This is a genomic window from Amycolatopsis sp. cmx-11-32 (assembly GCF_047608695.1).
In the GTDB taxonomy this organism is placed as follows: Bacteria; Actinomycetota; Actinomycetes; order Mycobacteriales; family Pseudonocardiaceae; genus Amycolatopsis.
In genome coordinates, this window is sequence record NZ_JADNQN010000001.1 from 383,630 (window position 1) to 409,173 (window position 25,544).

Here is a 25,544-nt window from a genome sequence, read left to right on the forward strand (position 1 = left end):
ACGCGCACGGCGTCCGCTACACCCGCGCGAACCACAACACGTCCGGTTCGCCTTGCGGCACCGGGATCTTCAGCTCGCGCACTTCACCGAACCGCGCCCGCATCCGCTTCGCGAAAGACGGCGCCGACTCGGCGCTCCACACCCCGAGAACACCGCCGGGCCGCAGCCGGGCGGCGAGCATGTCGAGCCCGTCGTTCTGGTACAGCTTGGCGTTGCCGTCGGTGACCGTCCACTCAGGACCATTGTCGATGTCGAGGCACAGCGCGTCGAACCGCTCTTCCGTCCGGCGCAACCACTTCACCAGATCGGCCTCGACCACGGTGACCCGCTTGTCGGAAAGGGCGTCATCGTGAACGTCCTTGAGCGGCCCTTCGCGGTTCCACCCGATCACGGCGGGTTCGCGCTCCACGACCACGATCTCGCCGACACCGGGGTGGTCCAGCGCGGCACGCAGCGAATAGCCGACACCGAGGCCGCCGATCAGCATCCGCGCCTTGCCCGGCACCAGGTCTGCCGCCACCGAGACGAGCAGCCGTTCGGATTCGCCGTTCCGGGTGTCCATCAGGAAGACGCCATTGGCGATGACCTCGAAATCGTCACCGACCCGGCGAAGCACCAGTTCACCACTTTTCCCGGCCACTAAGTCGAGCACGTCGGTCATCCGGGCAGCCTATCGGCGACGGTCACCACAGGCCCGCGCATTTCGCGGATCATGCAAACGCGGTAGCGGGATCACCTCCGGCGCTCCTACCCTCGAAGTTTCGGAGGTGGTACCCATGTACGCGACCGTCGGAGACGAGATCCACGTGCACGGACGCACGGTGGGCTCGGCTGGGCAACGCGGCGAAATCCTTGAGGTACGCGGCGAACACGGTGCCCCGCCGTACCTCGTCCGGTTCGCCGACGGACACGAAGGGCTGGTCTTCCCCGGCCCTGACTGCGAAGTCCAGTCTCGCGCCGAATAGGCGTCACTCGACCAGCGGGGGTTGCCTTACGCGGCTCCACCAGCCCGGCGACGACCACGGCCGCGCCGAGCGCCAGCACCGCGGCCCTGGGTGGTGCGAAAGTCATGGCTCCCCAGCTCCAGCCCCCTTTTGCGGCCACTTCCCGCCCCCGGCCCAGATCGCGATTAGGGGGCGAAAGTCGCTCCGGGCCCCGGTCACCCAGGTGCCGCACGGAGCGCGATTAGCCCGCTAAAGGCGAGGCGGTGCCGCAGGGGCCCAGACGACGCCAGAGCGCACTTAGCCCGCGAAAGTCGCCACGCTCGCCGCCCCGGCGCGGCCGACATGGTCCGCCAGCTGGCCGGACCCGGCACCGGGATCTCGTGCAGCGGTTCGACGTCGCCGTGACCAAGTCCACACTTACCAACCACCTGCGCACCCTGCGCGAAGCGGGCGGCATCATGGGCCGCCAGCAGGGCACCACACGCTACAACTCGTTGCGCCGCAACGATCTCGACGAACCCTTCCCAGGACTGCTCCAGGGAGTGCCCGCCGCCCGCCGCTGAGGGTGGGCAGCCTCACCCGAAACCGGGATGACAAACGCCCCCGTGATCCGTTGAACTGAACGCAGGACAGCTCGTCGACGTCGGGGCCGAACGCGCTGTCCACTTTCATGTCCGAGACCTAAATCGATTCAGTTGTCCATCCGCGACGGTGGGCGAGTAATCGTTTACTCACATACGACCCTCGAAGGGAGAGCCGTGCCCGTCGCGCTGCTCGCGCTCGCCATCGGTGCCTTCGGCATCGGGACCACCGAATTCGTCATGATGGGCGTACTGCCCGAAGCCGCCAGAGATTTCGGCGTGTCGATCCCGTCCGCCGGCTACCTCATCTCCGGCTACGCCCTCGGCGTCGTGGTCGGCGCCCCGCTCCTCACCGCCGCCGCTGTCCGGCTGCCGCGCAAGACCATGCTGCTGGCGATGATGGGGCTGTTCACGCTCGGCAACGTCCTCTTCGCGCTGTCGCCGAACCAAGGTTTTGGCGTCGCCTTCCGCTTCCTCGCCGGCCTCCCGCACGGCGCGTTCTTCGGCGCCGGAGCGGTCGTCGCGTCCAGCCTGGCCAAGCCGGGCGAACGCGCGAAGGCCGTCTCGATGATGTTCATGGGCCTGACCCTGGCCAACGTCGTCGGCGTGCCGCTCGGGACGCTGCTCGGTCAGAAGGTCGGCTGGCGTGCGACCTTCGGCGTCGTCGCGGTGATCGGCCTGGTCGCCATGGCCGCGATCGCGAAACTGGTCCCCCACCAGGGCAAACCGGTCGAGCCGTCGCTGCGCGGCGAACTCGGCGCCTTCCGTCGTCCCCAGGTATGGCTCGCGCTCGCGATCGTCACCTTCGGCCTCGGTGGCGTGTTCGCGTGCCTGTCCTACATCGCGCCCATGCTGACCGATGTCACCGGCTACTCGCCGTCCGACGTCACCTTGTTGCTCTCGCTGGCCGGGGTCGGCATGACGATCGGCAACTACCTCGGCGGCAGGCTCGCCGACAAGGCGCTGATGCCGAGCCTCTACGTCTCACTGTTCGGGCTGGCCACGGTGCTGGCGATCTTCACCTTCACCGCGAACGGCAAGGTCGGCGCCGCGGTGACGATCTTCTTCGTCGGCCTCGCCGGTTTCATGATCGGCCCGATGATGCAGGCCCGGATCATGGAGAAGGCGGGCGGGACGCCGTCGCTGGTCTCCGCCGCCGTGCAGTCGGCGTTCAACGTCGCCAACTCGATCGGTGCCTACCTCGGCGGTCTCGTGATCGCAGGCGGACTCGGCCTGGTCGCGCCCAACTGGGTCGGTGCGTCGCTGGCCGTTCTGGGGCTCTCGCTGGCCGTGGTGTCCGGCGGCCTGGACCGCCGCGAAGCCCGGCTCACGCCCGCCGTGGCCTCCTGACCCTCAGGACAGCGGGCCGCCGGTGATCGTGAAGGCGATGAAGAGGATCAAGACGGAAAGCGCGCCATAGGTCAGGACGTCGACCGGCTTGCCCCGGATCGCCAGCAACCCGGCCTTCGCGTCGGGCAGGACCGCCCTCAGCAGGCCCGCGAGCAGCAGCGCGCCGCCGATCAGCACGGCCCCCTGACGCCAGTGGTACTGGCCGATCCGCAGGGCGGCGACGGCCACCACGAGCATCACCAGCAGGAACGGCAGGTGACGGAGCAGTACCCCACGGTCACGCCGCTGTCCGGCCACCGCCATCAGTCCTCGTCCTTCATGGTCTCGCGGGCGAAACGGTTCACGCCGTCAGTATCCCGGGTGAGCAACCGGACAGCAGGTCAGGGCGTCTTCCGAGTTGTCAAGAGCGGCAAAACCCACATGCGGGGTGCACATGGGCGCGGATACGGTCAAAATGTGATCGTGGCACAACCGACGACTCAGCTGAACGCGACCGAGCAGGACACCCTGGTCAAACAGATCGGCCTCGCCCTGCTGCGGGCCGCGCCTCGTGATTGGCGGAAGGTGACCGCCGACTACCGAGCCGTCGGCAGGTACCACGAGATGACCGGCGAGATCATCACCGAGGACGGCACCGCGCACGAATGGGTCGCGACGCACGACATCGCGACGCTGTTCGGCAGGCTCCGTGCCGGGATGTACCGCGACGGCCGCGGCACCTGGTTCAACGCGCGTTACCAGCTCGACCACCCGTCCAGCTACAACCTCGAGTACAACCGCGACGAGCCCCAGTGGCGCCTCGCGCCACCTCCGCAGGCACTCTCCGACGAACTGCGCATGTTCCCCCGCTCCGAGGAGAATGTGCCCGAATGGCTGATCCGGCGCATGTCCGGTCTCGGCCCCGAACAGCCGGGACCGCACTTCCGCATCGCCCGCATCTTCGACACCATCGGCCCGGCCGGGCGTCCGGTGATCAACCGGCCCGACCTGGAGATCGAGGAGCAGGACAGACTGCTCGAGTACCTCGACCACGCGCCGCTGGTGGTCACCGAACGCGGCTACGACATCGACAGGCTCGCCCAGACCCCCGAGGCCACCGTCCCGGTCGCCTTCCACAGCGACGGCCTGTGGATCTGGCCCGCCGCCGTCAACTTCTACCTGCGCGAGTACGGCGTCTCGCCGGAACTCGACCTGATCGACCACGTCCGGCAGAACGGCTTCACCCTGCCCGAGGTCGACGACCCGACGCTGCAGGCCGCGGCGGGGTACCTCACCCGGGGGAACCAGCCTCCTCAGCAGCGCCCCAACGGTCCCGGTGGACCCAACGGCGGCCCCGCCGGTCCGCCTCCGCAGGGCCCGCCGCAGAACGGGCCTGTCCAGCACAGCCCGGGGCCGAACGCGCCCGTGCCGCCGCCGCAGCAGGCCGCGGTCAACCAGGGCCCCGTTCCCGCGGGTCCCGGCCCGAACCAGGCCGCTCACCCCCCCGTCCCGCCGCCGCACCAGCAGCAGGGCCCGGACGCGGCCTCGATGGCCGCCGCTGCCGCCGCACCGGTCGCTGCCGCCGCGGCCGTCCCCGCCGCCGAGGCAGGCGTCCCGGACCAGGCCGAGCAGGCCCAGCGGTACGAAGAGGACTACGACACCCAGGACTACCAGTCGCAGGACCTCCACGGAGCCGCCGCCGAACAGCAGTACGAAGACGGCTACGACGAGCAGTTCGGGCACGGAGCGGCGCAGTTCCACGAGTCCGAACAGGACGCCTACACCGACGAAGCCCGGCAGGACGACGCACCGCACCAGCGCGTCGAGCCCCAGCCACCGGCCGCGGACCCGGAGGCCACCACGTACGCGCGGCCTCCGCAGGTCAACGCTTACGAGCAGCCTCACGAGGAAGAGCAGGACGCGTACGTCCCGCCGGAAGAAGACCAGCCGTACGCGCCCCCCGAGGAAGAGGCGACCACTGGCTACACGCCGGTCGAGCAGGCCGACGCCAGTGCCGAGCCGCCCCTCCTCACACACGACGCGGAGCCGCCGAGTGCGCCCCCGCCGTCGGACTCCGAGATCACCCAGGTCGACGGCCCACCGCAGGAGCGGGGGACCTTTGCTACCGCCCCCGTGTCCCGCCCGGAGCCCGAACCGCGGCGCGCCGAGCACCCCGTCCCGGTGCTGAACGAGCTGCAGGCGAAGTTCGACGACCTCGACGTACCCGGCGACGTCTACCGCATCGGCTCCCCCACCGAGCACGGCTGGAGCGTCGAGCAGGTAGACGGTGGTGGCTGGCGGGTCGGCTGGTACGACGGGAAGCTGACCAACCCGGCGGTGTTCGGCGACGCCGAGGACGCGGCCGCGTTCATGCTCGGCAAGGTCCTCCTCAACCCGAACGGCGCTCCGCCGGTCACCGGGCAGCCCTTCGAAGAGCCGCCCGCTGCCGAGGAGCGGGCGATCGAGGAGCCGCCCCCGGCACCGGCGCCGCCCGTACTGGCGACGCTCTCCCCCGAGATCGCGACCGGTTCGCATCCGATTCCGCCGCGGGAGTCGATCCCGGCACAGGAACAGACGGCGTTCACGACGGCCGAGGAGCTGCTCGGGGACGACTTGGACGACGAGCCCGCCCCCGCACCGGTCCCGCCCCCGGTGCGGCCGAACCCGGTGCTGTCGAGCCCGCCGCCCCCCGTCCCGCCCCGGCGCGAACCGCCGATGGCCCCGGTGGCGCCGCCGCCGCCACCGATGCGGCGCGAGGAACCGGCCCGCCCGCTGGTTTCACCGGCCGGGCCTCCCGACGCCAAGCAGAACTGGCCGATCTCGCCGCTCAACGGTGAGCCGCCGCTGACGCTGTTCCGCGGCAAGGAACTGCGTGAGCTGCCCGCGGGCAGCGAGCTGGACCGCTTCGGTGGCCCGAACGGCAACCTGACCTACGCCGCCGGGACGCCGTTCGAGGAGCGCTCGCTCGTGCCGGAGTGGGTGAACCGGCCGTATCACGTGTACCGCGTGCAGCGTCCGTTCGAGGCGCTCGCCGGTGTCGCGATCCCGTGGTTCAACCAGCCCGGTGGCGGGTCGGCGTACCTGCTGCCGGCGTCCATCGAGGAGTTGCTGGCCGAGGGCGATCTCATCGAACTGGACCCCGGCGAACCGCCGATCGACTAGAGCGTGTCTCCCGAACTGAGGTTGGCAGGTTGGGTGAGGACAGGCGCGCGCGTTTCTTGTCGGCCGGAGGCCTCGGTTTTGCGGAGGTGGGCCGCTGATCTGGCTGAGTGGGTGACCAGCGGATGCCGCGGCCCGGCTGCGGAAATCCGAGAGCGCGCTTTGAGAGACACCGCCTAGTCCGACGTGTTATGGACGGACCTTGCATAACAGAATTCTGTTATGCAAGGTCCGTCCATGACATTCGGGGTCAGTGGATGACGAGGCCGTGCGCGGCGGCGTAGGCCACCGCGGTCTCGGTGTCCACGTGGACACCCGAGAGGTTCGCCTGCACGAGGCCGTTGGCGTCGATTCGCGCGCCGCGCAGGTCGGCGCCTTCGAGTTTCGCGCCAGCCAGCCGGGCGCCGGTGAGGTCGGCGCCGCGCAGATCGGCGCCGGTGAGGTCCGCCTCGATCAGGTTGGCCTCGCGCAGCCGCAGTCCGGACAGGTCCACTTTGGACAGTCGATTGCGGCTCAACGAGACCAGCGACAGGTCGCATTCGGTGAAAGCGACCTTCTGGAATCGGCAGTCCACAAAGGACGATCCGAGCATGGAGCAGGAACTCCACCGGGTACCGGCGAGCACACTGCGGTCGAAAGTGCACGACCGGAAGGCCGACGCCTCGTGGCGTGAGCCCTCGAAGTCGACCTTGGTGAAGTCGCACTGGTCGAAGGTGCAGCCCTGGGTGCGCAGCCCGCGCAAGTCGGCTTCGGTGAAATCACAGCCGACGAAACTGCGTTTTTCCCACCACTGCTGGGAAAGGACGGCTTCTCGGTAATCCTCGGCGGTCTCGATCACCCGTCCAGGATCGCACACCCGCTCACGGCCAGGTGATCCCACCGAACAACGCCCGCAGCTTCGCCGCCCGCACTGGCGAAGACGCGGCGATCCAGCCGATCCGGCCGAGCAGGTGAGCACGGAAGTCCGGTTTCCCGGCCCGGTTCTGCGCCTCCGGGCCGGTTCGGGCGCAGTTGTGGAGCAAGGCGCGCAGCGCGTCGTAATCGGCGCGCGTCGCCGCCGGTGTGCTGTTCACCACCAGGCCCGCGACGCGTTGCCGCTGGTGCGCGGCGGCGACCGACGTCTTGTCGTCCCGCAGCCGGAAGCTCGGTCACGATCCGCCGGACACCGGGCAGCAACCGGAGCAACGGCAGGGAATCCCCGGAGAACGCCAGATCGTCAGCGTACCGCGTGTAGGCCGCGCCCAGTGAACGCGCGAGGCCGTCGAGCCGCCGGTCCAGGTGGTGCGTGACCGCGTTCGCGACCGCGGGCGAGGACGGCGCGATGTGTGGCCGCCAGGTTGTTCAGCAGCCGACCGCGCGCCGGATCCCGCCGTCCCTCGGGTGCGGCGGCGAGGACGTCGGGCGGGGCGGCCGTGGTGAGCACGCCCGCGAGCGCTTCCGCCACGGCGGCCGGATATCCCGCGAGCGCGAGCAGAGCCGAGATCCGGCGCGCGGACACCGCCGGGAAGAACCCTTCGAGGTCCATCCTGACCACGGTCTCCCGGCCGGCGTGCGGTGCGGCGCAGGACATCGGCGAACGTCCGCGCCGGAACCCGTGCGCGGCCTCGTGCACCGGCAGCGCCTCGACGACGTGCCGCACGATCCGACGCTGCAGTTCGGCGATCCGCGGTTTCGGCCGCTCGATGAGCCGCACTCCGCCGGACGCCGTGGGGATCCAGCGGTAGCTGTAGTGCCGGACCGGCTCGGCCGCGCGTCGGTTCCAGCCCTTCGCGTCGGCGAACCACGAGAGTTCGCCGGGCGTCAGGTCGAGCGCGGCGGCGCAGTCGTCGAAGGTCACCCACCGGGCCACCTGCCACCGCCAGACCGGCATCGGCCCGAGGAGCGACGCGGAGGTGACTCTTTCTCCTGTCATCCGCGCGGCCTCGTACGCGAAGCATGCCGCGCTCGCGCGGGGCGCCTTGTCTCGCTGTCGTCGTGCTCCCCGGGGTTGCCCCGGAGTGGGTGGTGATCCACCGGCTCACCTCCGCGTCGCTGTCACCACCCTATCGACTTCAGCGGCTCGGGATGATTTTCGAACCCGACACGTACCGCATGGCCTCGATGAACTTCGGGTCGTTCATGCGGCGCTCCATCTCCGGGAAGCCGAGGTCGACGAGCCGGGTCTGGATCCACCACAGGTTGCCGAACGGGTCGCGGACCCGGCCGACGCGGTCGCCGAAGAAGAGTTCGGTCTGCTTCGTGACCTCTACGGCGCCCGCCTCGACGGCCCGGCGCTGCGTCTCGACACTGTCCTCGACGTAGAGCCGCAGGTACGCCGGGGTGTCGACCCAGTCGTCCTGCGCGTCGAACAGCATCACCACCGAGTCGCCGAGCCGGACCTCGGCATGCCCGATCTTCCCGCCCTCGACGTACACCGGTTCGCCCATCGGCTCGGCGTCGAAGACCCGCTCGAGAAAGTCGATCACGCCCGCGCTGTCGCGCGAGATGATCCACGGGGTGACCGAGTGGTAGCCGGCGGGGATCGGGTCGCTCATCAGAGTTCTCCTCAGTCGTCGTGGCGCGTTGAGAAGAACGCTAGAGGGCGTATAGGACAAGTTTTGTCCTAGTGGGATTTCAGCAGGAACGACGGCTTCGCGTCCTGCCACTCCGGCATGTCCAGGGAGTTGAGCACCTCGACGATGCGCTTCTCCTCGTAGCGGAAATGCGTCTCCATGATCGCCGTGAGCCCGTCGAGTTCCCGCTGGACATGCAGGATCTCGGCCGCACTCGACTCCGGTCCGACGCCCGCGACCAGTTCCTCGAGCCGTTCGATGATGCCGGTCATGACGTCGTGGTCGTGCGCGAGTTCTTCGAGCGCCGGGCGCAACTCAGGGAATTTCTCCGACAGCACAAGGAAAGCGCCGCCGTCCTCCCCGGTGTGATGTCTGGTCAGCGCCGAGCAGAAGGTGAGGCAATGCGCCCGTAGATCACGCAGCCGCTCGGCCCGCCCGGCCGCGACCGACCCGAGGTCGTCGTGCAGCCTGGCCAGCTCTTTACGCAGCCAGTTGTGCACCTGAACGAGTTGATTTCCGAACGCCGTCAGCCGGCCGTTCGATGAAGAAGGGGTTTCCATGATTTCCCATGGTCCGACGCCTCCGCGCCCACGACGGTCTCTTTGCCGGGTGCACTGCGACGCTGGATGCACTTCAGCACGACTCCCGGGTGATCGTCAAGAGGGACTCAGTGGAAGTCACGGGACTTGGCGGTGATCCGCAACGGCAAGTGCCGGATCTGTTCGGCGAGAACGTTCACCACCTCTCCGGTGCGTTCGACCACGCCGCGGATCAGCAGCGCGGGGCTGCCGCGGGCGACCCGGTGGTAGCGCTGCCACACCCCCACCGGGCAGATGATGTTGATCATCCCCGTCTCGTCTTCGAGGTTCATGAAGGTGACGCCGCCCGCGGTCGCCGGCCGCTGGCGATGGGTCACCGCGCCACCGGTCAGCACCCGCGTGCCGTGCGGGACCTCGCGCAGGCCCGCCGCCGTGACGACGCCGAGTTCGTCGAGGTCCTCCCGGATGAACTGGGTCGGGAAGCTGTCCGGCGACACCCCGGTGGCCCAGACGTCCGCGGCCGCGACATCGATTTCGTCCATACCCGGCAACATCGGCGCCTTGGCCCCGGTGGTGAGCCCCGGCAGTTTCTCCAGGCTTTCGTCGGCGACGGCGCCCGCCGCCCAGAGCGCGCTCCGCCTGCTCTCGCCGAAACATCCGAACGCGCCGGCCGTGGCCAGCGCCTCGACCTGCGGTTTGGTCAACCGCACGCGCCGGGCGACCTCGGGCAGGTCCGCGAACGGGCCGCCGCGTTCCCGTTCCTCGACGATCTCCTTCGCCAGGTTCTCGCCGATCATCCGCACGGTGGACAGCCCGCCCCGCACAGCGAGGAGTTCTCCCTTGTCCGGCGACGGTTCCAACGTCGCGTGCGGGAGGCTCGCGTTGATGTCGGGGCCGAGCACCTTCACGCCGTGCCGCCGCGCGTCGGCGACCAGCGACTGCGGCGAATAGAACCCCATCGGCTGAGCGCGTAGCAGTCCGGCCAGGAACGCGTCGGGGTGGTAGTGCTTGAAGTACGCGCTCGCGAACACCAGCAGGGCGAAACTCAGCGCGTGACTCTCCGGGAAGCCGAAATTCGCGAACGCCTTGAGTTTGCCGAAGATCTTCTCCGCGAGCTCCTCACCGATATCGTGCTTCGCTGCGCCTACGAGGAATCGTCGTTTGAGTCGTTCCATCTTCTGCTCGGACCGTTTGGCCCCCATGGCGTGCCGTAACTGATCGGCCTCCGCCGGGGTGAAATCGGCGACGTCGAGGGCGATCTGCATCATCTGCTCCTGGAACAACGGGACGCCGAGAGTCTTCTTCAGCGCGTTCTCCAGTTTCGGATGGTCGAAATCCCATTTCTCCTGCCCGTTCTTGCGCCGGATGTAGGGATGCACCGAACCGCCCTGGATCGGGCCGGGCCGGATGAGCGCGACCTCGACCGCGAGGTCGTAGAACTTCTTGGGGCGCAAGCGGGGCAGGGTGGCCAGCTGCGCGCGGCTCTCCACCTGGAAGACGCCGATCGCGTCGGCGCGGCAGAGCATTTCGTAGACGTTCTGATCCTTGAGATCCAATTCGGAGATGTCGACCTCTTCCCCTTTGTGGTCGTGAACCAGATCTATCATATAGTGCAGGGCCGACAACATTCCGAGCCCGAGCAGATCGAATTTGACCAATCCCGCGGCGGCGCAGTCGTCCTTCTCCCACTGCACGACACTGCGATCCGCCATCCGGGCCCATTCGATCGGCACGATCTCGCTCACCGGTTGTTCGCAGATCACCATCCCGCCGGAATGGATACCGAGGTGCCGGGGAAAGTCTTCGAGCGCGCAGGCGAGTTCGACGACTTCGCCGGGGATGTCGTGATCGTGGTCCTTCTCCGTGGAACGCAACGCACCCCAGCGGTCGATCTGTTTGCTCCACGCGTCCTGCTGGCCGGGCGAGTACCCCAGTGCCCGCGCCGCGTCCCGGACCGCGGACCGCGCCCGGTAGGTGATCACGTTCGCCACCTGCGCGGTGTTCAGCCGCCCGTATTTCTCGTAGACGTACTGGATCGCCTCCTCGCGGCGATCGGATTCGATGTCGAGGTCGATGTCCGGATAGCCGTCGCGATCCGGGGCGAGGAACCGTTCGAAGAGCAGGTTGTAGCGCACCGCGTCGACCTTGGTGATGCCGAGCGCGTAACAGACCGCCGAATTCGCGGCCGAACCCCGGCCCTGGCAGAGGATCTTGTTCTCCCGGCAGAATCGCACGATGTCCCAGACGATCAGGAAGTAACCGGGGAAGCCCAGCTCCTCGATGACTTCCAGTTCGTGCTCGATCAGCTTTCGGGCTTTTTGGCGGTACTTGGCGGTTTTGTTCTTCTCGTGGTCTTCCGCGCCTTTGTAAGTGAGATGCCGCAGGTAGGTCGCCTCAGTGTGGCCTTCGGGCACCTCGAAGGGCGGCAGCTTCGGTTCGATGTGGTGCAGTTCGAACGCGCACTCCCGGCCGAGCAGCGCCGCCCGCTGCACCGCGCCCGGGTACCGCGCGAAGATCTCGGCCATCTCCTCCCCCGACCGCAGGAACGCCGTCCCGGCGGCGGGCAGCCAGCCCTCCATGTCCTCCAGGCCCCGCCGGGCGCGGATCGCACTGAGCGCGTCGGCGAGCGGGGCCCGTTCCGGGCGGGCGTAGTGCGCGGCCGTGGTCGCCACCGTCGGCAGCCCGAACTCTCCGGCCATTTCACTCAGCAGGTCGTTGTGCGTGCTGTCCAACGGAAGACCGTGGTCGGTCAGTTCGACGTAGACGTTGTCCCGGCCGAAACAGTCGATGAGTTCCTTCAGTTTCCCCACCGCCGCGGAAGGCCCCTCGGCGATGAGCGCCTTCCGTACCGCGCCCTTGCGGCAGCCGGTGAGCACGACACATTTCCCGTCGACCTCTTCGGCGACCGCGCGCAGGTCGTAGACCGGCCTGCCCTTCTCCGCCCTTTCCTTGGCGGACAACGACTGCCTGTCGAAACCGTACAGCTGTCCGGCGGTGATCGCCCGGTTCAGGCTCAGGTAGCCACCCTGTTGTTTGGCCAGCAAGAGGAGATGCTCGCCCTCGGGGTCGGCGAACCCGTTCTGCGGTCCGGACAACCCGAAGCTGAGCTCCGTGCCGAAGACGGTGTGCACGCCCAGTTCCCTGGCCGCTTCGGCGAAGCGCACCACGCCGTACATGCCGTCGTGATCGGTGAGCGCGATCGCGTCCAGGCCCAGCCGCGCGGCCTCCTCCACCAGTTCCTCGGGATGGCTCGCCCCGTCCAGGAAGCTGAAGTTCGAATGGCAGTGCAGTTCGGCGTACGGCACCCGGCGCGCGGTGGCTCCGTCGTCTTCACCGATCAGCCCCGAGAGGTCGGCGGGTCGCTGGTAGCCCTCCCGTTTGGCGCTCCAAGCGGGGCTGTCACCGCCGTCGCCGGGCTGGACCTCGCCCGCGAGTTCGCGCGCGAGGTCCTTCCACGGCCGTGGAGGGTTGTCCCAGCCCATCGGTCACCGATTCTCGGTCGAGCGTCTCGGCGGCGGGACGAACACTTCCGCTCGCGGGACGCACGCCGCCCAAGCCGTGTCCAACTCGGCGCGCTGCACCGGGATGGCCGGTTCCTCCAGCCAGCGCCGCACCAGCCGCGTGTACTCCTCGTCCATGTTCAGTCGTACTTCCCTTCCAGTGTCCACATCGGATTCTTGTGGGGTTCGAAGCGGAGCAGCACCGCCTCCTCGGCGTCGTTCCCGTCGGCCAGCAGCACCTGCATCCGGATCCGGGTCCCCGACCGCGCGTGGCCTGCCCCGGCCCGGACGCCGACCGGCCACGGGCCGGCCCACGAAAGAACTTCGCGCGGCTCACCACCCTCGAAGCTCACGAGGAACGGTGCGGCGGTGATCCGGCGCCGCGCGGTGATCTCCACGACGCGCCCGTTCTCGTCCAATACCTTGGCGGGTACCGGCCGCGCGAACACCGTCGCCGGGGAAGGCGACGGGAGCCGCCCGGCCCAGTTCGCGTCCGCCCGCGCCGACTTCTCCCGCTTGTCACCCCACGGCACCAGCCGGACACGCTCGCCGGGATCACGGCCGCCGTCGAGGACCGCGGTGAAGACGCTCTCCGGGCCGAGCAGCCCCTGCACCCGCACCAGGGCGCGGCCGGCGCGCTCACCGGACAGGCCTTCGTCCTCGGTGGAGGGCCGCAGCCCGCCTGCCGAGGACGCCTGCCACAACCCGAGTTGCAGCGACCGGCCTTCGACGGTCTCCTCCGGCTCCAGCCGCAGCCGGACGACGCCGGACCGAGGCCGCGCTGAGGTGTCACGGACCTTCAGCCAGCCTTCGAACTGCCAGCGCACCCTGTCCGCGACGCCGAGCGGGGTCAGCGGTTCGGCGCAGCGCCACACCCGGCCGAGTTGTTCGCCGGTCTCGGTGGTGGCGTAGATGCCGAGGCGGGTGCAGGCCAGCCCGTGTGTGGCGAGCCCGGCGTGGAATCGTTCACCGAGCCCCTTCGCCACGAACGCGGCGGCGTCGACCCGGTCGATCGGCGGGTCGAAAGCCTGCGCGAGCGACAGTTCCGGCGGTGGACGGCGGCGCGACGGCGGCCGTTCGGACCGTCCTCGTGCCAGCCGGTGCGCGAGCACGCCCTCCATCCCGAAGCGCGCGGAGACGTCGCTTTCGTCGAGCGCCGCGAAAGCACCCAACGTGCGAAGGCCGAGTTGCCGGAGCAGGGTGACCAGTTCGGCTCGGCCGGCTTCAGGCTGATCGAGTTCACGGATGGGCAACGGGGCGAGGAATTCCGCCGTCTCGCCCGACCCGACCAGCGCCGACCGGCGGGCGGCGAGCGTCGCGGCGAACAAGCCGTCGGCGACGCCGACCTGGCATTCCACCCCCGCCGCCACGGACACCTCGTCCACCAGCCGTTCGAGGAGGCCGTGCTCACCGCCGAAGTAACCGGCCGCGCCCTCGACCGGGACGGCGACGATCCCCGGACGGACCACCTCGACCCCGACGGCCAATTCCTCCACCGCCTGCGCGACGGACTCGAAGAGCCGGGCGTCACGGCCGTCGTCCTCGCCGAAGACCGCCAGTTCCGGGCAGCAGGACTGGGCCTCACGCCGCAGCATCCCGCGGCGGACGCCGTCCCCTCTGGCCACCGCGGTGCAGGCGACCACGCGGTTCGCCGAGAAGACCGCGGCCGGACGGCCGACGGGCTCACCCGCCGCGGCCGCGGCGGCGACCGCGGGCCAGTCCGGGCACCACAGCACCAGCATGCGCACGGGCGGGTTCACGCCGTCCCCCACCTGGTCGCGGGAAAGTCCGCCCGCTCGACCGCACCCTCGCCGGGAAACCGCAGCAACGCCGACGTCGGCCGGGCGGCCGCACCCCGGCCACCGGCCCGCACCTCGATCTCACGGGCGCGCAGGTAGCCCGCGCCACCGCCTTCGAAGCCCGTCCAGCGCGAACGGCGGCAGCTCAGCTCGACCTCCGCACCGGGCCAGGAACCCAGCGAAAGCAGCACCGAGTCACGGTTGCGAGCGCGCGCGGACAGCCGTCTCGCCACGTCGGGCCGAGCGAGCCCCGGACCGACGACCACGAGATCGAAGCCGTCGAGCAAGGCCGCGGTCACCGCCGGGAACTCGGCACCGGGACGGGGGACCAGCGCGAGCCTGCCCACCTCGACCCCGAGTTCCGCGGCGGCGACCACCCCGAGCGCGGGCAGGCCGACCGCGACCGCCCACGCACCGCCGGCGGTGGCGGCGGCGAGCAGGGTGAGCATCAGTGACGTGGACCCCAGCACCGAAACGGTGCTCCCGCGCCGGAGCCCCGCGGCGGGCAGCAGACCGGACAACGCCGGGGACACCGGGAGCACCCTTCCCGTCGTCCTCGCGTGTTCGGCCGCGGAAGCCACGCCACTGGCCGTGCTCACTCCTGGCAAGGCCGCCAGTCTCGCCAACGGCAAGGCCCGTGCCTCGACCACCTCCGCTGTCACCGGACCTCGCCTCCCCACGACACCTAGACCATCCATCGAGGACGGCGCTGGCATGCCACGGGGAAGGCGGCATCTCGAACAGGTGTTCGATGACTCCAGTAGACCGGGTGTCTCGGTGGTTGTCAAGCGATAAGGGCACGATCACCGCACCTGCCCTGCCCGAAGCCGGGAAACACCCCCGGAGCCGCTCGGATAGCAGCACCGCGTTGAGCCCACCGTCGGAAGCACCCCAGGTGAGCACCTGCCGCGGACAGCCGATGTTGCGGTCGAACCAGGACAACAACGCCGTCTGGTCGTGGACGGCTTCGCGCGCCGAGAACCCGTTCGGCTTGCTGTAGAGCGACGCGGCCAGCTCGATCTCCTCGGGAACACAGCCCGGCGGGTAGATCTCGTGGTCGTACAGCAACAGTCCGCCGTTCCAGTACGGCGGCACTTCGACCCGGTATTGGGCGCCGTCGATCACTCCGGTGTGGACTCGGACGTCGTCCGCGGGCATAGCGGGGCGCCGGTGACGATCAGCGGGGCGGCCACGATTCCTGTCAGCGTCACGTCGGAAATGCCGGCAGCGCAAGGCTTGGCGGGAATCCGTCGAGACGCGGCTCCTCGCCTACGCTTCCGAGCGGACGAGTTCTTCCGCCAGCTCGACGACGACCCCCTCCGGGCCACCGACGTAGCAGAGCCGGTAACTGTCCTCGTATTGCACCAGCTCGCCGACGAGTGCGCCGCCGTACGGCCGCAAACGGTCGAGGGCGTCGTCGATGTCCTCGACCGAGAACACGAAGTGGCGAATGCCGGGCGTGTTCATAAGCGCCCGCGAATCACCTTCTCGTCCCTCCGGCGTCCGGTAGTGGATCAGTTCCACCCCTCCGTGACCGTCCGGCGGCCGTAGCACCGCGATATCCGTCCTGACCCCTTTCAATCCGGTGAGACGGTCGACCGTGTCGCCCGTGAGCGACGCCTCGCCTTCCAGTTCGAGACCGAGCGCGATGAAGAACGCCTTGGCCGCTTCGAGGTCGCGGACGACGACACCGACGTGTTCCAGCTTCTTGAGTGGCATGACAGTTCCTTTCAGGCACTCTGACGCGCTGCCTGCCGACGCAGGAGCTCTTCGACGGCGGAAGGCAGGGTGGTCTCGAAGTCGATGAGCTTGACCCAGGTCGGGGTCACCACGATCCGGACCATGCCGTCGTAGAGCGACCGCACGCCTTCCTCCCACTCGACCCGCTGCTCGGGCGTCATCTCGTAGGTGCCGTTCCACTGCATGTACTCGTCGGGGATGCCGTCGACGACGTCCAGCTCGGCCGTGCCGCGGATGAGCAGCACCTTCGGCGGGTGCGATTCAGTGTCGATCGTCAGTGCGACGGCGGGGTTGCGGCGCAGCGACGGCAGTTTCTGCGCGTTCGTCGCGGTGCACATGACGATCTCCTTGCCGTTCCAGTGGATCCCGATCGGGATCGCCCGCGGCGTGCCGTCGAGCGCGGTGTAGGCCAGCCGGGCCAGGTCACGGGCCAGGAGTTCCTGGCTGAGCGGGCGGTTCAGGATCTCGTCGATCGCGCTCTGCCGCATGTCGCTCTCCTTTGGGTCGCTGTCTTCGCGGACGTCCCAGGGACGCCGCTGTCCCCAGCACTTCGACACTCTCGAATGTGTCCCGCATCACATCGTCTTTAGCGGGCTAACCGCGACCTGTTTGTCGAAACGGCACCTGGCCGGGCGTCGCGTCTGTGAAGGCATACGAGAGGACAGTCCATGACGAAGGAATCCAAGGTCCGCTTCGAGGGCTTCCTGCCCGCCACACCCGCCGACACCTGGGCCGCGATCACGACGGGCAGCGGCGGCTGGCTCTGGCCGATCCAGTACGAACCACGCGACGGCGGTGCCGAATCCGGCCTCACCCCGAACGGCGGCATGGTGACCGTCTGGAAGCCGTCACAGCGCTTCGTCACTTACGCGGAAGACGAAACGGGCTGGTTCAACACGCTCGAGTACGTGCTCGAACCGAACGACGGCAGGACCTACCTGCGCTACGAACACACCACGGTCCTCGACGACGTCGAATACGACGCGTGCAAGCGGCACACGGCGTTCTACTACCACTCGCTGGGCGAGTACTTGACGCACTTCAACCGGCGCGAGGTGAAGTACTTCAAGACCGACGCGCCCGAAGCCTCGAAGGCTCCGGAGGCGTTCGAGGTCGTGCGGGCAGCGATCGGCGCGACGGTCGCAGGCGACCAGGTGCGCTTCGAGGTGCCGGGCGTCGGCACCATCGAAGGCGTCGTCGACTATCTGACGCACGTCTTCATCGGCGTCCGGACCGAAGACGCGCTGTACCGCTTCTACGGCCGGAACGCCTGGAGCTGGCCTGTCGGCATCGGGCACCACCTGTTCGCCGAAGACGCCGACGTGAACAAGGCCGAGAAGGCGTGGACGGCCTGGCTGAACGGCCTGTACGCCTAACGGGGCAGGTTCTTCGCGAGTTCGGCCCCGACGGACTTCGCCGCTTCGGCAGACTCTCCGGGCGGGATCGGTGAGTTCGTGAAGAACCCCTTGTCCCAGCCTTTGTAGGTGACGATGCCGACGTACACGCCTTGGGTGAAGCGCAGTTCCGCGCCGCTGAAGGCGCTGTCGGTGTCCAGAGTGACGAGAACTGCCTTCTCCCCGATGCCCTTCACCTGCTGCTGGCGTTCTGACGGCGCGGCCGACCCGACGGAGGACTCGGCCGCGCGCTTCTCGGCGTCCGGCCCCTCGTGGCGGTAGACCATGACCTGGAGGGTGCGGTCGTGGACGTTGTCGCCGTCCGGCGCCGACCAGGAGCAGCCGTACTGCTTGGTGACGATGTCGCCCGCCTTGATCTCGTTCTCGCGGACGCCCTGGAAGCTGTTGGTGACCGTCTTGTTCAGGGTCTCTGGGGAGATCTTGCACTCGGTGGGCGGCTGCTGGGAGACCGGCGCCTTGCCGACCGACGAGTAGTACTCCGACGCGAAGATGCCGCCTGGGATACCCAGGCCGAGCAGGACGACGCCGCCCACGATCAGGCCGACGATCAACCCGGTCTTTTTCTTCTTGGGCGGCTGCCCGTAGCCGGGCTGGGGGTATCCGGGATGCGAACCGTAACCGGGCCCACCGGGCCGGCCGTAACCCGGCTGCTGTCCGTATCCCGGCCCAGGTGGCGGGCCCTGACCCGGACCTGGGCCGTACCCCTGCGGCGGCTGGTGCACCGATCCTCCTACCGATCCTCGCGTACGCTCCGCGTCGCGTTTAGCCTGCTAAAGGCGACACGCGGCCAGCATGGCACGGCGGCCGGGGCCCGGGGCACCGGGAACGCCCACAGTGCTGTCCGTGGGCGCCCCCGGATCGCGATCAGGGGGCTGAACGCAAGTCGGCCGGATCGCGATTAGCCCGCTGAAGGCGACGTCGGTGCCAGGAGCGGCCTGATCGCGATTAGGGGGCTGAACGCAAGTCGGCGTTAGTGGGCGAAGTGGCGCGTGCCGGTGAGGTACAGGGTGACCCCGGCGGCCTCGGCGGCGGCGATGACCTCGGCGTCGCGGATCGAGCCGCCCGGCTGGACGACGGCGCGGACACCAGCCTCCAGCAGGACCTCCAGGCCGTCCGGGAACGGGAAGAAGGCGTCCGAAGCGGCGACAGCGCCCTTCGCCCGGTCCCCCGCCCGCGAGACCGCGAGCCGCGAGGAGTCGACCCGGTTGACCTGGCCCATGCCGACACCGACGGTCGCGCCGTCGTTCGCCAGCAGGATCGCGTTCGACTTCACCGCGCGCAGCGAACGCCACGCGAACTCGAGGTCGGCCAGCGTCCGCTCGTCGGCGGCCGCGCCGGCCGCCAGGGTCCAGTTCGCCGGGTCGTCGCCCTCGGCGGCGATCGTGTCGACGGTCTGCACCAGCATGCCGCCCGAGATCGGCCGGAACTCGATCGGATCCGGCGACGTGATCGCGGGCAGCTTCAGCAGTCGCAAGTTCTTCTTGCGCCGCAGGATCTCCAGCGCCTCGGTGTCGAAGTCCGGCGCCAGGACGACCTCGGTGAACACCTCGGAGATCTGCTCGGCGGCTTCGCGGCTCACCGGCCGGTTGGTCGCGATCACCCCGCCGTAGGCCGAAACCGGGTCGCAAGCGTGCGCCTTCCGGTGCGCTTCGGCGATGTCCTCGCCGACGGCGATCCCGCACGGGTTGGCGTGCTTGATGATCGCGACGGCCGGGGCGTCGAAGTCGTAGGCGGCGCGGCGCGCGGCGTCGGTGTCGACGTAGTTGTTGTACGACATGGCCTTGCCGTGCAGCTGCTCCGCGTGCGCGAGACCCGGCCGCCAGTGCTTGTACAGCGCGGCCTTCTGGTGCGGGTTCTCGCCGTAGCGCAGCACGTCACCGCGCTCCCACGAAGCGCCGGTGAAGTCCGGGAAGCCGGAGTCGTCCGCGGGCGCGTAGACGTTGGCGAACCACGCGGCGACAGCGGTGTCGTACGCGGCGGTGTGCGCGTACGCCTGCGCGGCGAGCCGCTTGCGGTCGGCCAGTTCGAAACCGCCGTCGGCGACGCGCTCCAGTACCCACCCGTAGCGGGAGGGGTCGACCACGACGGCGACGCTGTTGTGGTTCTTCGCCGCGGCACGCACCATCGCCGGGCCGCCGATGTCGATGTTCTCGACGCAGTCCTCAGGGCTCGCGCCCGAAGCGACGGTCTGCGTGAACGGGTACAGGTTCACCACGAGCAGGTCGAACGGCGCGATGTCCAGCTTCTTGAGCTGCTCGACGTGCTCCGGGCGGTCACGGTCGGCGAGCAGGCCCGCGTGCACGCGAGGGTGCAGCGTCTTGACCCGGCCGTCGAGGGACTCGGGGAACCCGGTGACCTCTTCGACCGGCGTCACCGGCACCCCGGCGTTGGCGATGACCTTCGCCGTGCCGCCGGTCGACACGATCTCGACACCCGCCGCGTGCAGCCCGGTGGCGAGTTCGAGCAGGCCGGCCTTGTCCGAGACGCCGATCAGCGCGCGCCGGATGGGCCGCTGCCGGAGTGCAGTACTCACGAAAACCTCACCTTTCGTCCCTCGACCGCGCACCCGCTCCGGCCGAGTCTTTCGATCGTTTCCACCAGGAGCCTGCGTTCCACGGCCTTGATCCGCTCGTGCAGGACGTGCTCGTCGTCGTCGGACTCCACGATCACCGGCTCCTGCGCGATGATCGGCCCGGTATCCACCCCGGCGTCGACGAAATGCACCGTCGACCCGGTGATCTTGACGGCCATCGCCAGCGCGTCGGCCACGGCGTGCGCGCCGGGGAACGACGGCAGCAACGCCGGATGCGTGTTGATCACACGGCCGGGGAACCGCGCGAGGAATTCGGCGCCGAGGATCTTCATGAATCCCGCCGAGACGACCAGGTCGGGCTGATAGGCGGCGACGGCTTCGGTGATCGCCTTGTCCCACGCCGTGCGGTCCGGATGGTCGGCCATCCGGACGGTGAACGACGGCACGTCGGCGCGTTCGGCCCGGGTGAGTGCCTCGATCCCGGTGCGGTCGGCTCCGACGGCGACCACCTTCGCCGGAAAGTTCGGCTTTTCGACCGCGTCGAGCACGGCTTGCAGCAGCGTGCCGGAACCGGACGCGAGGACGACGAGCTTCACCGGAGTGGGCAGGTCCAACCGACTAGCCAGAACGGGCTCCTTGCCACGGCGGTACGCACTCGGGCGTACGGCGCTTCACTCGGTCGCGACAACCCTAACGGTCGCCACCAGGCACGCTTTCGTCGCCGGACCCGTCGGTGGACTCGGTCACAGCGATGTCCTGCTCGGGCTGGGTTTCGGGCGGGGTCTCGTCGGAGTCTTCATCCAGCTCGCGGGTGAGTTCCGCTTCGGCTTCGTCGTCCAGATCGTCGTCGTCCGGTACTGATTCGTCTTCTTCTTCGGCTTCGACGATGGCTTCAGGTTCCGTCGGCGGCGCGGGCGGCTCGTGTGCCCCGGCGAAGAAGGCGACGAGCCCGCCGGGGATGACGATCCAGCAGAAGGCGATCACCGACGCGACCCCGACCGGCACGCTGACCGGGTCGAACGGCCCGTCGCCGAGCCTGCCGCCGGAGAGGGTCCCGAGGATGACGCAGCCGAACGCGACGAGCGCGCCCGCGACGGCGACCGCCCGCATCCGCAGCATCGGATCCTCGTCGATCGTGCGGATCTTCCAGCCGACGAGCGCACCGACCAGCGCGGGCAGGACCAGCAACGCCGGCCACCAGACCGCGTGGTGCGACGGGATCCCCGCCAGCACCGGCACGCCCGGCAGCTGTCCTTCCTGGTAGCCGAACATGCCGACGGTCAGCGAACCGACCGAAAAACCCGGACCGGTGGTGAAGGACAGCGCGGCGACGACCGCGTTCGGCAGATACGCCACGGAAAGCACGAACAGGCCGAAGCTCGCGCCGAGGCCGGGTTCGAACAGGCTGTCCACAGTGGACCAAGTGAGCGCGGTGGCGACGGTGAACACCACCGCGCCACAGGCGACCATCGCGGCGAGGCCGAGCGCGCCCGCCCGCAGGCCCTGCCCGGCCACCGGGTCGAACCGGTCCCGCACCGTGGCGGGAAGCCCGCAGCGCTTGGCGACTCCCGCGACGGCGGCGAATCCGGCGATGAGTCCAGGCACGCAGAAGGCGGTCAGCGGGTTCACCCCGATCGGCGATCCTTCTGCCAGCAGGGCGATGAACACACCGAACAGCGCGTGCGCCCCGGCTGTCACCGCTACCACCGGGACGGCGTCCGCCGGGGTCCGGCCGCCGATCCGGCGCACGGCGTGCGCGGCCGTCCTCGCCGCGAATCCCGCGACGACGAGTGTCGGTAGCAACGGAAGTACGCCGAGCGGGTGATCGTCGAGTTCGAGTTCCACCTGCCAGGAGGCGAGCCAGCCCGGCCCCGCGGCGAGCAGGGCGCCCATGGCGGAGAACCGGGGACGGTCGGCGGCGAACGCGACTACCGCGAGGACCGTCGCGACGGCGGTGTAGGAGAAGAGCAACGGCGTACAGGCCGCGGCGAGCAACACCCGAACCCGTTTCGCCCTGGACACCTCCGGCGGCGAGCGTTCGTCGCGGGTGAGCAGCTTCATGATCCGCACCATGACATCCGGACTGAGCCGTCCGGGTGAGGCACGCCGCCACCGGGTGACGTGCGTGGCCCAACCCACCCGGTCGGGTAACCCGGAAAAGAAAGCACCCATTGTGACACGGAGTGTCACAATGGGTGCTTTCTCGGTACGGAAGGTCAGCTTTGCCGGTCGAAACCACCCGGCGGCGTGCCCGGGTTCTGGCCCTGCTCCGAGGACGGCGGCTGCTGGAAGAACTGGCCCTGCTGCGGCGCGTACGTCGTTGCCTGCTGCCCCGGCGGCTGCGTGACCGGCGGCTGGAAGCCACCCGGCTGCGCGAACGGGCCGGACGGCTCACCTTGCTGCTGGCCCTGCTGCTGCTGCCCCGCACCGGGGAACGACTGGACCTGCGTGGCGGCCGGGCCCTGCTGGCCCTGCTGGCCGAACGGACCCTGCGGGCCCTGCTGCGGGAACTGCTGGCTGTAGGGGGCCTGCGGCGCCTGCTGCTGCGGCTTCGCGGCGGGCAGTTTGAGGACGCCGTGCTCGAACAGCAGCGCGGCGACCGCGATCAGCATCTGCAGGATGCCGAGGATCAGCACCACGGTGATGATGCCCGGGACCGAGACCTCCGGGCGGCCCTCCCCGCCGTCGACGGTCGGGTAGCCGATGATCAGGTCGAGCGCGCCGAACGCGCCGAGCACGCTGAACAACGCGGCGAACGGCAGCACCTTCGGGCCGCGCGGCAGCGCGTGCAGTGCCGCGAGCAGACCGCCGACCAGGAGGAAGACCGAGACCTCCTTGGCGGCGTCGGCTTCATCGGAGAAACCGACGAAGAACTGCACCAGGCCGAGGACGGTGACGGCGAGCGCGAGCAGCAGCGCCAGGTTCAGCGGTGACGACGGCGCCTGCTGCTGCGGGAAGGCTCCCGATCCTGGGTTGGGGTGTTGCTGGCCGCCACCCTGCTGGGGGTAGCCGGGCCCACCGCTGGGATAGGACATCCGAATGCTCTCCTGTCGTTGGACCGGCACCCCGGGGGCACGCGGAACTCCCGGGACAAACGAGGCGGCTGTGATGCTCGAACGCTAGCGCACGCACGCGGTCATCTCGCGCCTCGGGCTCTGAGACGTCTGTACACCTGATCGGGTTCCGCGCGGAACCCCTCGGCGACGCCCATTTCGCGTTTAGCCCGCTGAACGCGACGCGGCACCGAGTCGCGTTCAGCGGGCTAAACGCGAGCAGGCGGGCCGGGCACCCGCGTGGGTGCCCGGCCCGCCGGGGAAAACGCTCCGTCTCTGAAAGGATCAGAGGCTGTTGTACAGCTCGCGCGCCAGGACGGCGGTCTCGCTCGGGGTCTTCCCGACCTTGACGCCGGCGGCCTCGAGGGCCTCCTTCTTGGCGGCGGCCGTGCCGGAGGAGCCGGAGACGATGGCGCCGGCGTGGCCCATGGTCTTGCCCTCGGGCGCGGTGAAGCCCGCGACGTAGCCGACGACCGGCTTCGTCACGTTGTCCTTGATGTAGGCCGCGGCACGCTCTTCGGCGTCGCCGCCGATCTCGCCGATCATCACGATGACCTTGGTCTCGGGGTCGGCCTCGAACGCCTCGAGGGCGTCGATGTGCGTGGTGCCGATGATCGGGTCGCCGCCGATGCCGACACCGGTCGAGAAACCGATGTCACGCAGCTCGTACATCATCTGGTAGGTCAGCGTGCCGGACTTCGACACCAGCCCGATCGGGCCGTCACCGGTGATGTCGGCCGGGATGATGCCGGCGTTCGACTTACCGGGGCTGATCACGCCGGGGCAGTTCGGCCCGATGATGCGGGTCTTGTTGCCCGTCGCGACCGCGTGCGCCCAGAAGTAGGCCGAGTCGTGCACCGGGATGCCCTCGGTGATCACCACGGCGAGCGGGATCTCGGCGTCGATCGCCTCGATGACCGCGTCCTTGGCGAACTTCGGCGGCACGAAGATGACCGAAACGTCGGCTCCGGTCTCCTTGATGGCCTCCTCGACCGTGCCGAACACGGTGAGGTCCTTGCCCTCGACGGAGACGGTCTGACCGGCCTTGCGGGCGTTGACGCCACCCACGATGTTCGTGCCGGACTTCAGCATCTTGGTCGCGTGCTTCATGCCCTCGGAGCCGGTGAGCCCCTGGACGATGACCTTGCTGTTTTCGTTGATGAAGATCGACATCTCACGCACCTGCCGCGGCGAGCTCGGCGGCCTTGTCGGCCGCGTTGTCCATTGTGTCCACCACGGTGACCAGCGGGTGGTTCGCGTCGGCCAGGATCTGGCGACCCTCGATGACGTTGTTGCCGTCCAGCCGCACGACGAGCGGCTTGGTGGCCTCGTCGCCCAGGATCTTCAGCGCCTCGACGATGCCGTTCGCGACCGCGTCACAAGCGGTGATGCCGCCGAAGACGTTGACGAAAACGCTCTTCACGTCGGTGTCGTTGAGGATGACGTCCAGCCCGGCCGCCATGACCTCGGCCGAAGCGCCGCCGCCGATGTCGAGGAAGTTGGCGGGCTTGACGCCGCCGTGCTTCTCGCCCGCGTAGGCCACGACGTCCAAAGTGGACATCACGAGGCCCGCGCCGTTGCCGATGATGCCGACCTCGCCGTCGAGCTTGACGTAGTTGAGGTCCTTGGCCTTGGCCTTCGCCTCGAGCGGGTTCTCCGCGTCCTTGTCGACCAGGGCCTCGTGGCCCGGCTGACGGAACGAGGCGTTCTCGTCGAGGGTGACCTTGCCGTCGAGGGCGATGATCTTGTCCTGCGGGTCACGGACCAGCGGGTTGACCTCGACCAGCGTCGCGTCCTCGGAGACGAAGGTCTCCCAGAGCTTCACGACGACGTCGGCGGCCTCGTCGACCACGTTCTCCGGGAACTTGCCCGCGGTCAGGATCTCGACGGCCTTCGCCTTGTCGACACCGATGATCGCGTCGACCGGGATCTTCGCGAGCGCTTCGGGACGCTCGACGGCCAGCTGCTCGATCTCCACGCCGCCTTCGGCCGAAGCCATCGCGAGGAAGGTGCGGTTCGCACGGTCCAGCAGGAAGGAGAAGTAGTACTCCTCGGCGATGTCCGAGGCTTCGGCCACCAGCACGCGGCGCGTGATGTGACCCTTGATGTCGAGACCGAGGATCGCCTCGGCCTTTTCCGCGGCCTCGTCCGGCGTCTGAGCCAGCTTGACGCCGCCGGCCTTGCCGCGGCCGCCGGTCTTGACCTGCGCCTTGATGACGACCTGGTTGCCGATCTTCTCGGCGGTGGCCTTGGCTTCTTCGGGGGTGTTTGCCACGGCACCCGGCAGAACCGGTACTCCGTGGGCGGCGAAGAGATCCCTCGCCTGGTACTCGTAGAGGTCCACTACTCCAGTCTCCTGACGACACGCCACTGTGGTGGTCCGTTGCCGGACCGCGCTGT

22 protein-coding genes and 2 pseudogenes are annotated in these 25,544 nt (G+C 69.1%); 5 read left to right on the forward strand and 19 right to left on the reverse strand.

The genetic code is table 11. The features are described 5' to 3' along the window. Nucleotides 1-16 precede the first annotated feature (16 nt). The gene (locus tag ACM6LR_RS01880; protein ID WP_414935826.1) at nt 17-661 is read right to left on the reverse strand and encodes a spermidine synthase; all 645 of its coding nucleotides are present in this window, start codon (nt 659-661) and stop codon (nt 17-19) included. A 115-nt stretch (nt 662-776) separates the two neighbouring features. Between ACM6LR_RS01880 and ACM6LR_RS01885 the strand changes: the two genes are divergently transcribed. The 3 genes and pseudogenes from ACM6LR_RS01885 (at nt 777) to ACM6LR_RS01895 (ending at nt 2,875) form a co-directional block, all read left to right on the forward strand. Further along, a complete protein-coding gene (locus ACM6LR_RS01885) occupies nt 777-965 on the forward strand; it encodes a DUF1918 domain-containing protein (RefSeq protein WP_414935827.1) in 189 nt (62 codons plus the stop codon). Between the two features lie 219 nt (nt 966-1,184). After that, nucleotides 1,185-1,507, forward strand: a pseudogene (locus ACM6LR_RS01890) (helix-turn-helix domain-containing protein). Nucleotides 1,508-1,702: 195 nt separating this feature from the next. After that, a complete protein-coding gene (locus ACM6LR_RS01895; protein ID WP_414935828.1) occupies nt 1,703-2,875 on the forward strand; it encodes an MFS transporter in 1,173 nt (390 codons plus the stop codon). Nucleotides 2,876-2,878: 3 nt separating this feature from the next. On the opposite strand, the gene ACM6LR_RS01900 is transcribed toward ACM6LR_RS01895, so the two are convergent. Then, a complete protein-coding gene (locus ACM6LR_RS01900) occupies nt 2,879-3,178 on the reverse strand; it encodes a DUF3017 domain-containing protein (RefSeq protein WP_414935829.1) in 300 nt (99 codons plus the stop codon). Between the two features lie 153 nt (nt 3,179-3,331). Between ACM6LR_RS01900 and ACM6LR_RS01905 the strand changes: the two genes are divergently transcribed. Further along, complete coding sequence (locus ACM6LR_RS01905; protein ID WP_414935830.1) at nt 3,332-6,016, forward strand: TNT domain-containing protein; 2,685 nt, start codon at nt 3,332-3,334, stop codon at nt 6,014-6,016. 247 nt (nt 6,017-6,263) lie between these two features. Here the strand turns inward: ACM6LR_RS01905 and ACM6LR_RS01910 are convergent, their stop codons facing one another. From ACM6LR_RS01910 to ACM6LR_RS01955, 10 genes and pseudogenes are all read right to left on the reverse strand, one after another. Beyond that, on the reverse strand, nt 6,264-6,851 hold the full coding sequence (locus ACM6LR_RS01910; RefSeq protein WP_414943039.1) for a pentapeptide repeat-containing protein: 588 nt from the start codon (nt 6,849-6,851) through the stop codon (nt 6,264-6,266). Nucleotides 6,852-6,873: 22 nt separating this feature from the next. Then, a pseudogene (locus tag ACM6LR_RS01915) lies at nt 6,874-7,883 on the reverse strand (reverse transcriptase family protein). 181 nt (nt 7,884-8,064) lie between these two features. Then, entirely contained in the window at nt 8,065-8,547 is a 483-nt protein-coding gene (locus ACM6LR_RS01920) for a VOC family protein (RefSeq protein ID WP_414935833.1), read from the reverse strand. A 68-nt stretch (nt 8,548-8,615) separates the two neighbouring features. Next, nucleotides 8,616-9,065 carry a hemerythrin domain-containing protein gene (locus ACM6LR_RS01925; RefSeq protein WP_414935834.1) on the reverse strand — a complete coding sequence of 150 codons (450 nt, stop codon included), beginning with the start codon at nt 9,063-9,065 and terminating at the stop codon, nt 8,616-8,618. Between the two features lie 167 nt (nt 9,066-9,232). Continuing rightward, the gene (locus tag ACM6LR_RS01930; protein ID WP_414935835.1) at nt 9,233-12,586 is read right to left on the reverse strand and encodes an error-prone DNA polymerase; all 3,354 of its coding nucleotides are present in this window, start codon (nt 12,584-12,586) and stop codon (nt 9,233-9,235) included. A 3-nt stretch (nt 12,587-12,589) separates the two neighbouring features. Further along, nucleotides 12,590-12,742 carry a hypothetical protein gene (locus ACM6LR_RS01935; RefSeq protein WP_414935836.1) on the reverse strand — a complete coding sequence of 51 codons (153 nt, stop codon included), beginning with the start codon at nt 12,740-12,742 and terminating at the stop codon, nt 12,590-12,592. A 2-nt stretch (nt 12,743-12,744) separates the two neighbouring features. Then, nucleotides 12,745-14,346: a DNA polymerase Y family protein gene (locus ACM6LR_RS01940; protein WP_414937057.1), complete on the reverse strand. Its 1,602-nt coding sequence runs from the start codon at nt 14,344-14,346 to the stop codon at nt 12,745-12,747. A gap of 14 nt (nt 14,347-14,360) precedes the next feature. Next, nucleotides 14,361-15,065, reverse strand: a complete 705-nt coding sequence (locus ACM6LR_RS01945) for a hypothetical protein (protein WP_414943040.1) — start codon at nt 15,063-15,065, stop codon at nt 14,361-14,363. 607 nt (nt 15,066-15,672) lie between these two features. Further along, nucleotides 15,673-16,122: a VOC family protein gene (locus ACM6LR_RS01950; protein ID WP_414935838.1), complete on the reverse strand. Its 450-nt coding sequence runs from the start codon at nt 16,120-16,122 to the stop codon at nt 15,673-15,675. An 11-nt stretch (nt 16,123-16,133) separates the two neighbouring features. Then, a complete protein-coding gene (locus tag ACM6LR_RS01955; RefSeq protein ID WP_414935839.1) occupies nt 16,134-16,631 on the reverse strand; it encodes a pyridoxamine 5'-phosphate oxidase family protein in 498 nt (165 codons plus the stop codon). A 180-nt stretch (nt 16,632-16,811) separates the two neighbouring features. Between ACM6LR_RS01955 and ACM6LR_RS01960 the strand changes: the two genes are divergently transcribed. Further along, complete coding sequence (locus ACM6LR_RS01960; RefSeq protein ID WP_414943041.1) at nt 16,812-17,519, forward strand: SRPBCC family protein; 708 nt, start codon at nt 16,812-16,814, stop codon at nt 17,517-17,519. On the opposite strand, the gene ACM6LR_RS01965 is transcribed toward ACM6LR_RS01960, so the two are convergent. From ACM6LR_RS01965 to sucC, 7 genes are all read right to left on the reverse strand, one after another. After that, nucleotides 17,516-18,280 carry a hypothetical protein gene (locus tag ACM6LR_RS01965; RefSeq protein ID WP_414935841.1) on the reverse strand — a complete coding sequence of 255 codons (765 nt, stop codon included), beginning with the start codon at nt 18,278-18,280 and terminating at the stop codon, nt 17,516-17,518. The genes ACM6LR_RS01960 and ACM6LR_RS01965 overlap by 4 nt on opposite strands. Before the next feature lie 248 nt (nt 18,281-18,528). Then, on the reverse strand, nt 18,529-20,091 hold the full coding sequence (purH, locus tag ACM6LR_RS01970) for a bifunctional phosphoribosylaminoimidazolecarboxamide formyltransferase/IMP cyclohydrolase (protein ID WP_414935842.1): 1,563 nt from the start codon (nt 20,089-20,091) through the stop codon (nt 18,529-18,531). Next, the gene (gene purN / locus ACM6LR_RS01975) at nt 20,088-20,705 is read right to left on the reverse strand and encodes a phosphoribosylglycinamide formyltransferase (protein WP_414935843.1); all 618 of its coding nucleotides are present in this window, start codon (nt 20,703-20,705) and stop codon (nt 20,088-20,090) included. The genes purH and purN overlap by 4 nt, the downstream gene beginning before the upstream one ends. Nucleotides 20,706-20,781: 76 nt before the next feature. Beyond that, a complete protein-coding gene (locus ACM6LR_RS01980; RefSeq protein ID WP_414935844.1) occupies nt 20,782-22,164 on the reverse strand; it encodes a DUF6350 family protein in 1,383 nt (460 codons plus the stop codon). A gap of 143 nt (nt 22,165-22,307) precedes the next feature. Then, nucleotides 22,308-23,126 (reverse strand): DUF5336 domain-containing protein, encoded by an 819-nt coding sequence (locus ACM6LR_RS01985; RefSeq protein WP_414935845.1) that lies wholly within the window; start codon nt 23,124-23,126, stop codon nt 22,308-22,310. 303 nt (nt 23,127-23,429) lie between these two features. Next, nucleotides 23,430-24,317 (reverse strand): succinate--CoA ligase subunit alpha, encoded by an 888-nt coding sequence (gene sucD / locus ACM6LR_RS01990; RefSeq protein WP_414935846.1) that lies wholly within the window; start codon nt 24,315-24,317, stop codon nt 23,430-23,432. Nucleotide 24,318: 1 nt separating this feature from the next. After that, nucleotides 24,319-25,488, reverse strand: coding sequence for an ADP-forming succinate--CoA ligase subunit beta (gene sucC, locus ACM6LR_RS01995; protein ID WP_101612251.1), 1,170 nt, complete (start codon nt 25,486-25,488; stop codon nt 24,319-24,321). Between the last annotated feature and the right edge of the window lie 56 nt (nt 25,489-25,544).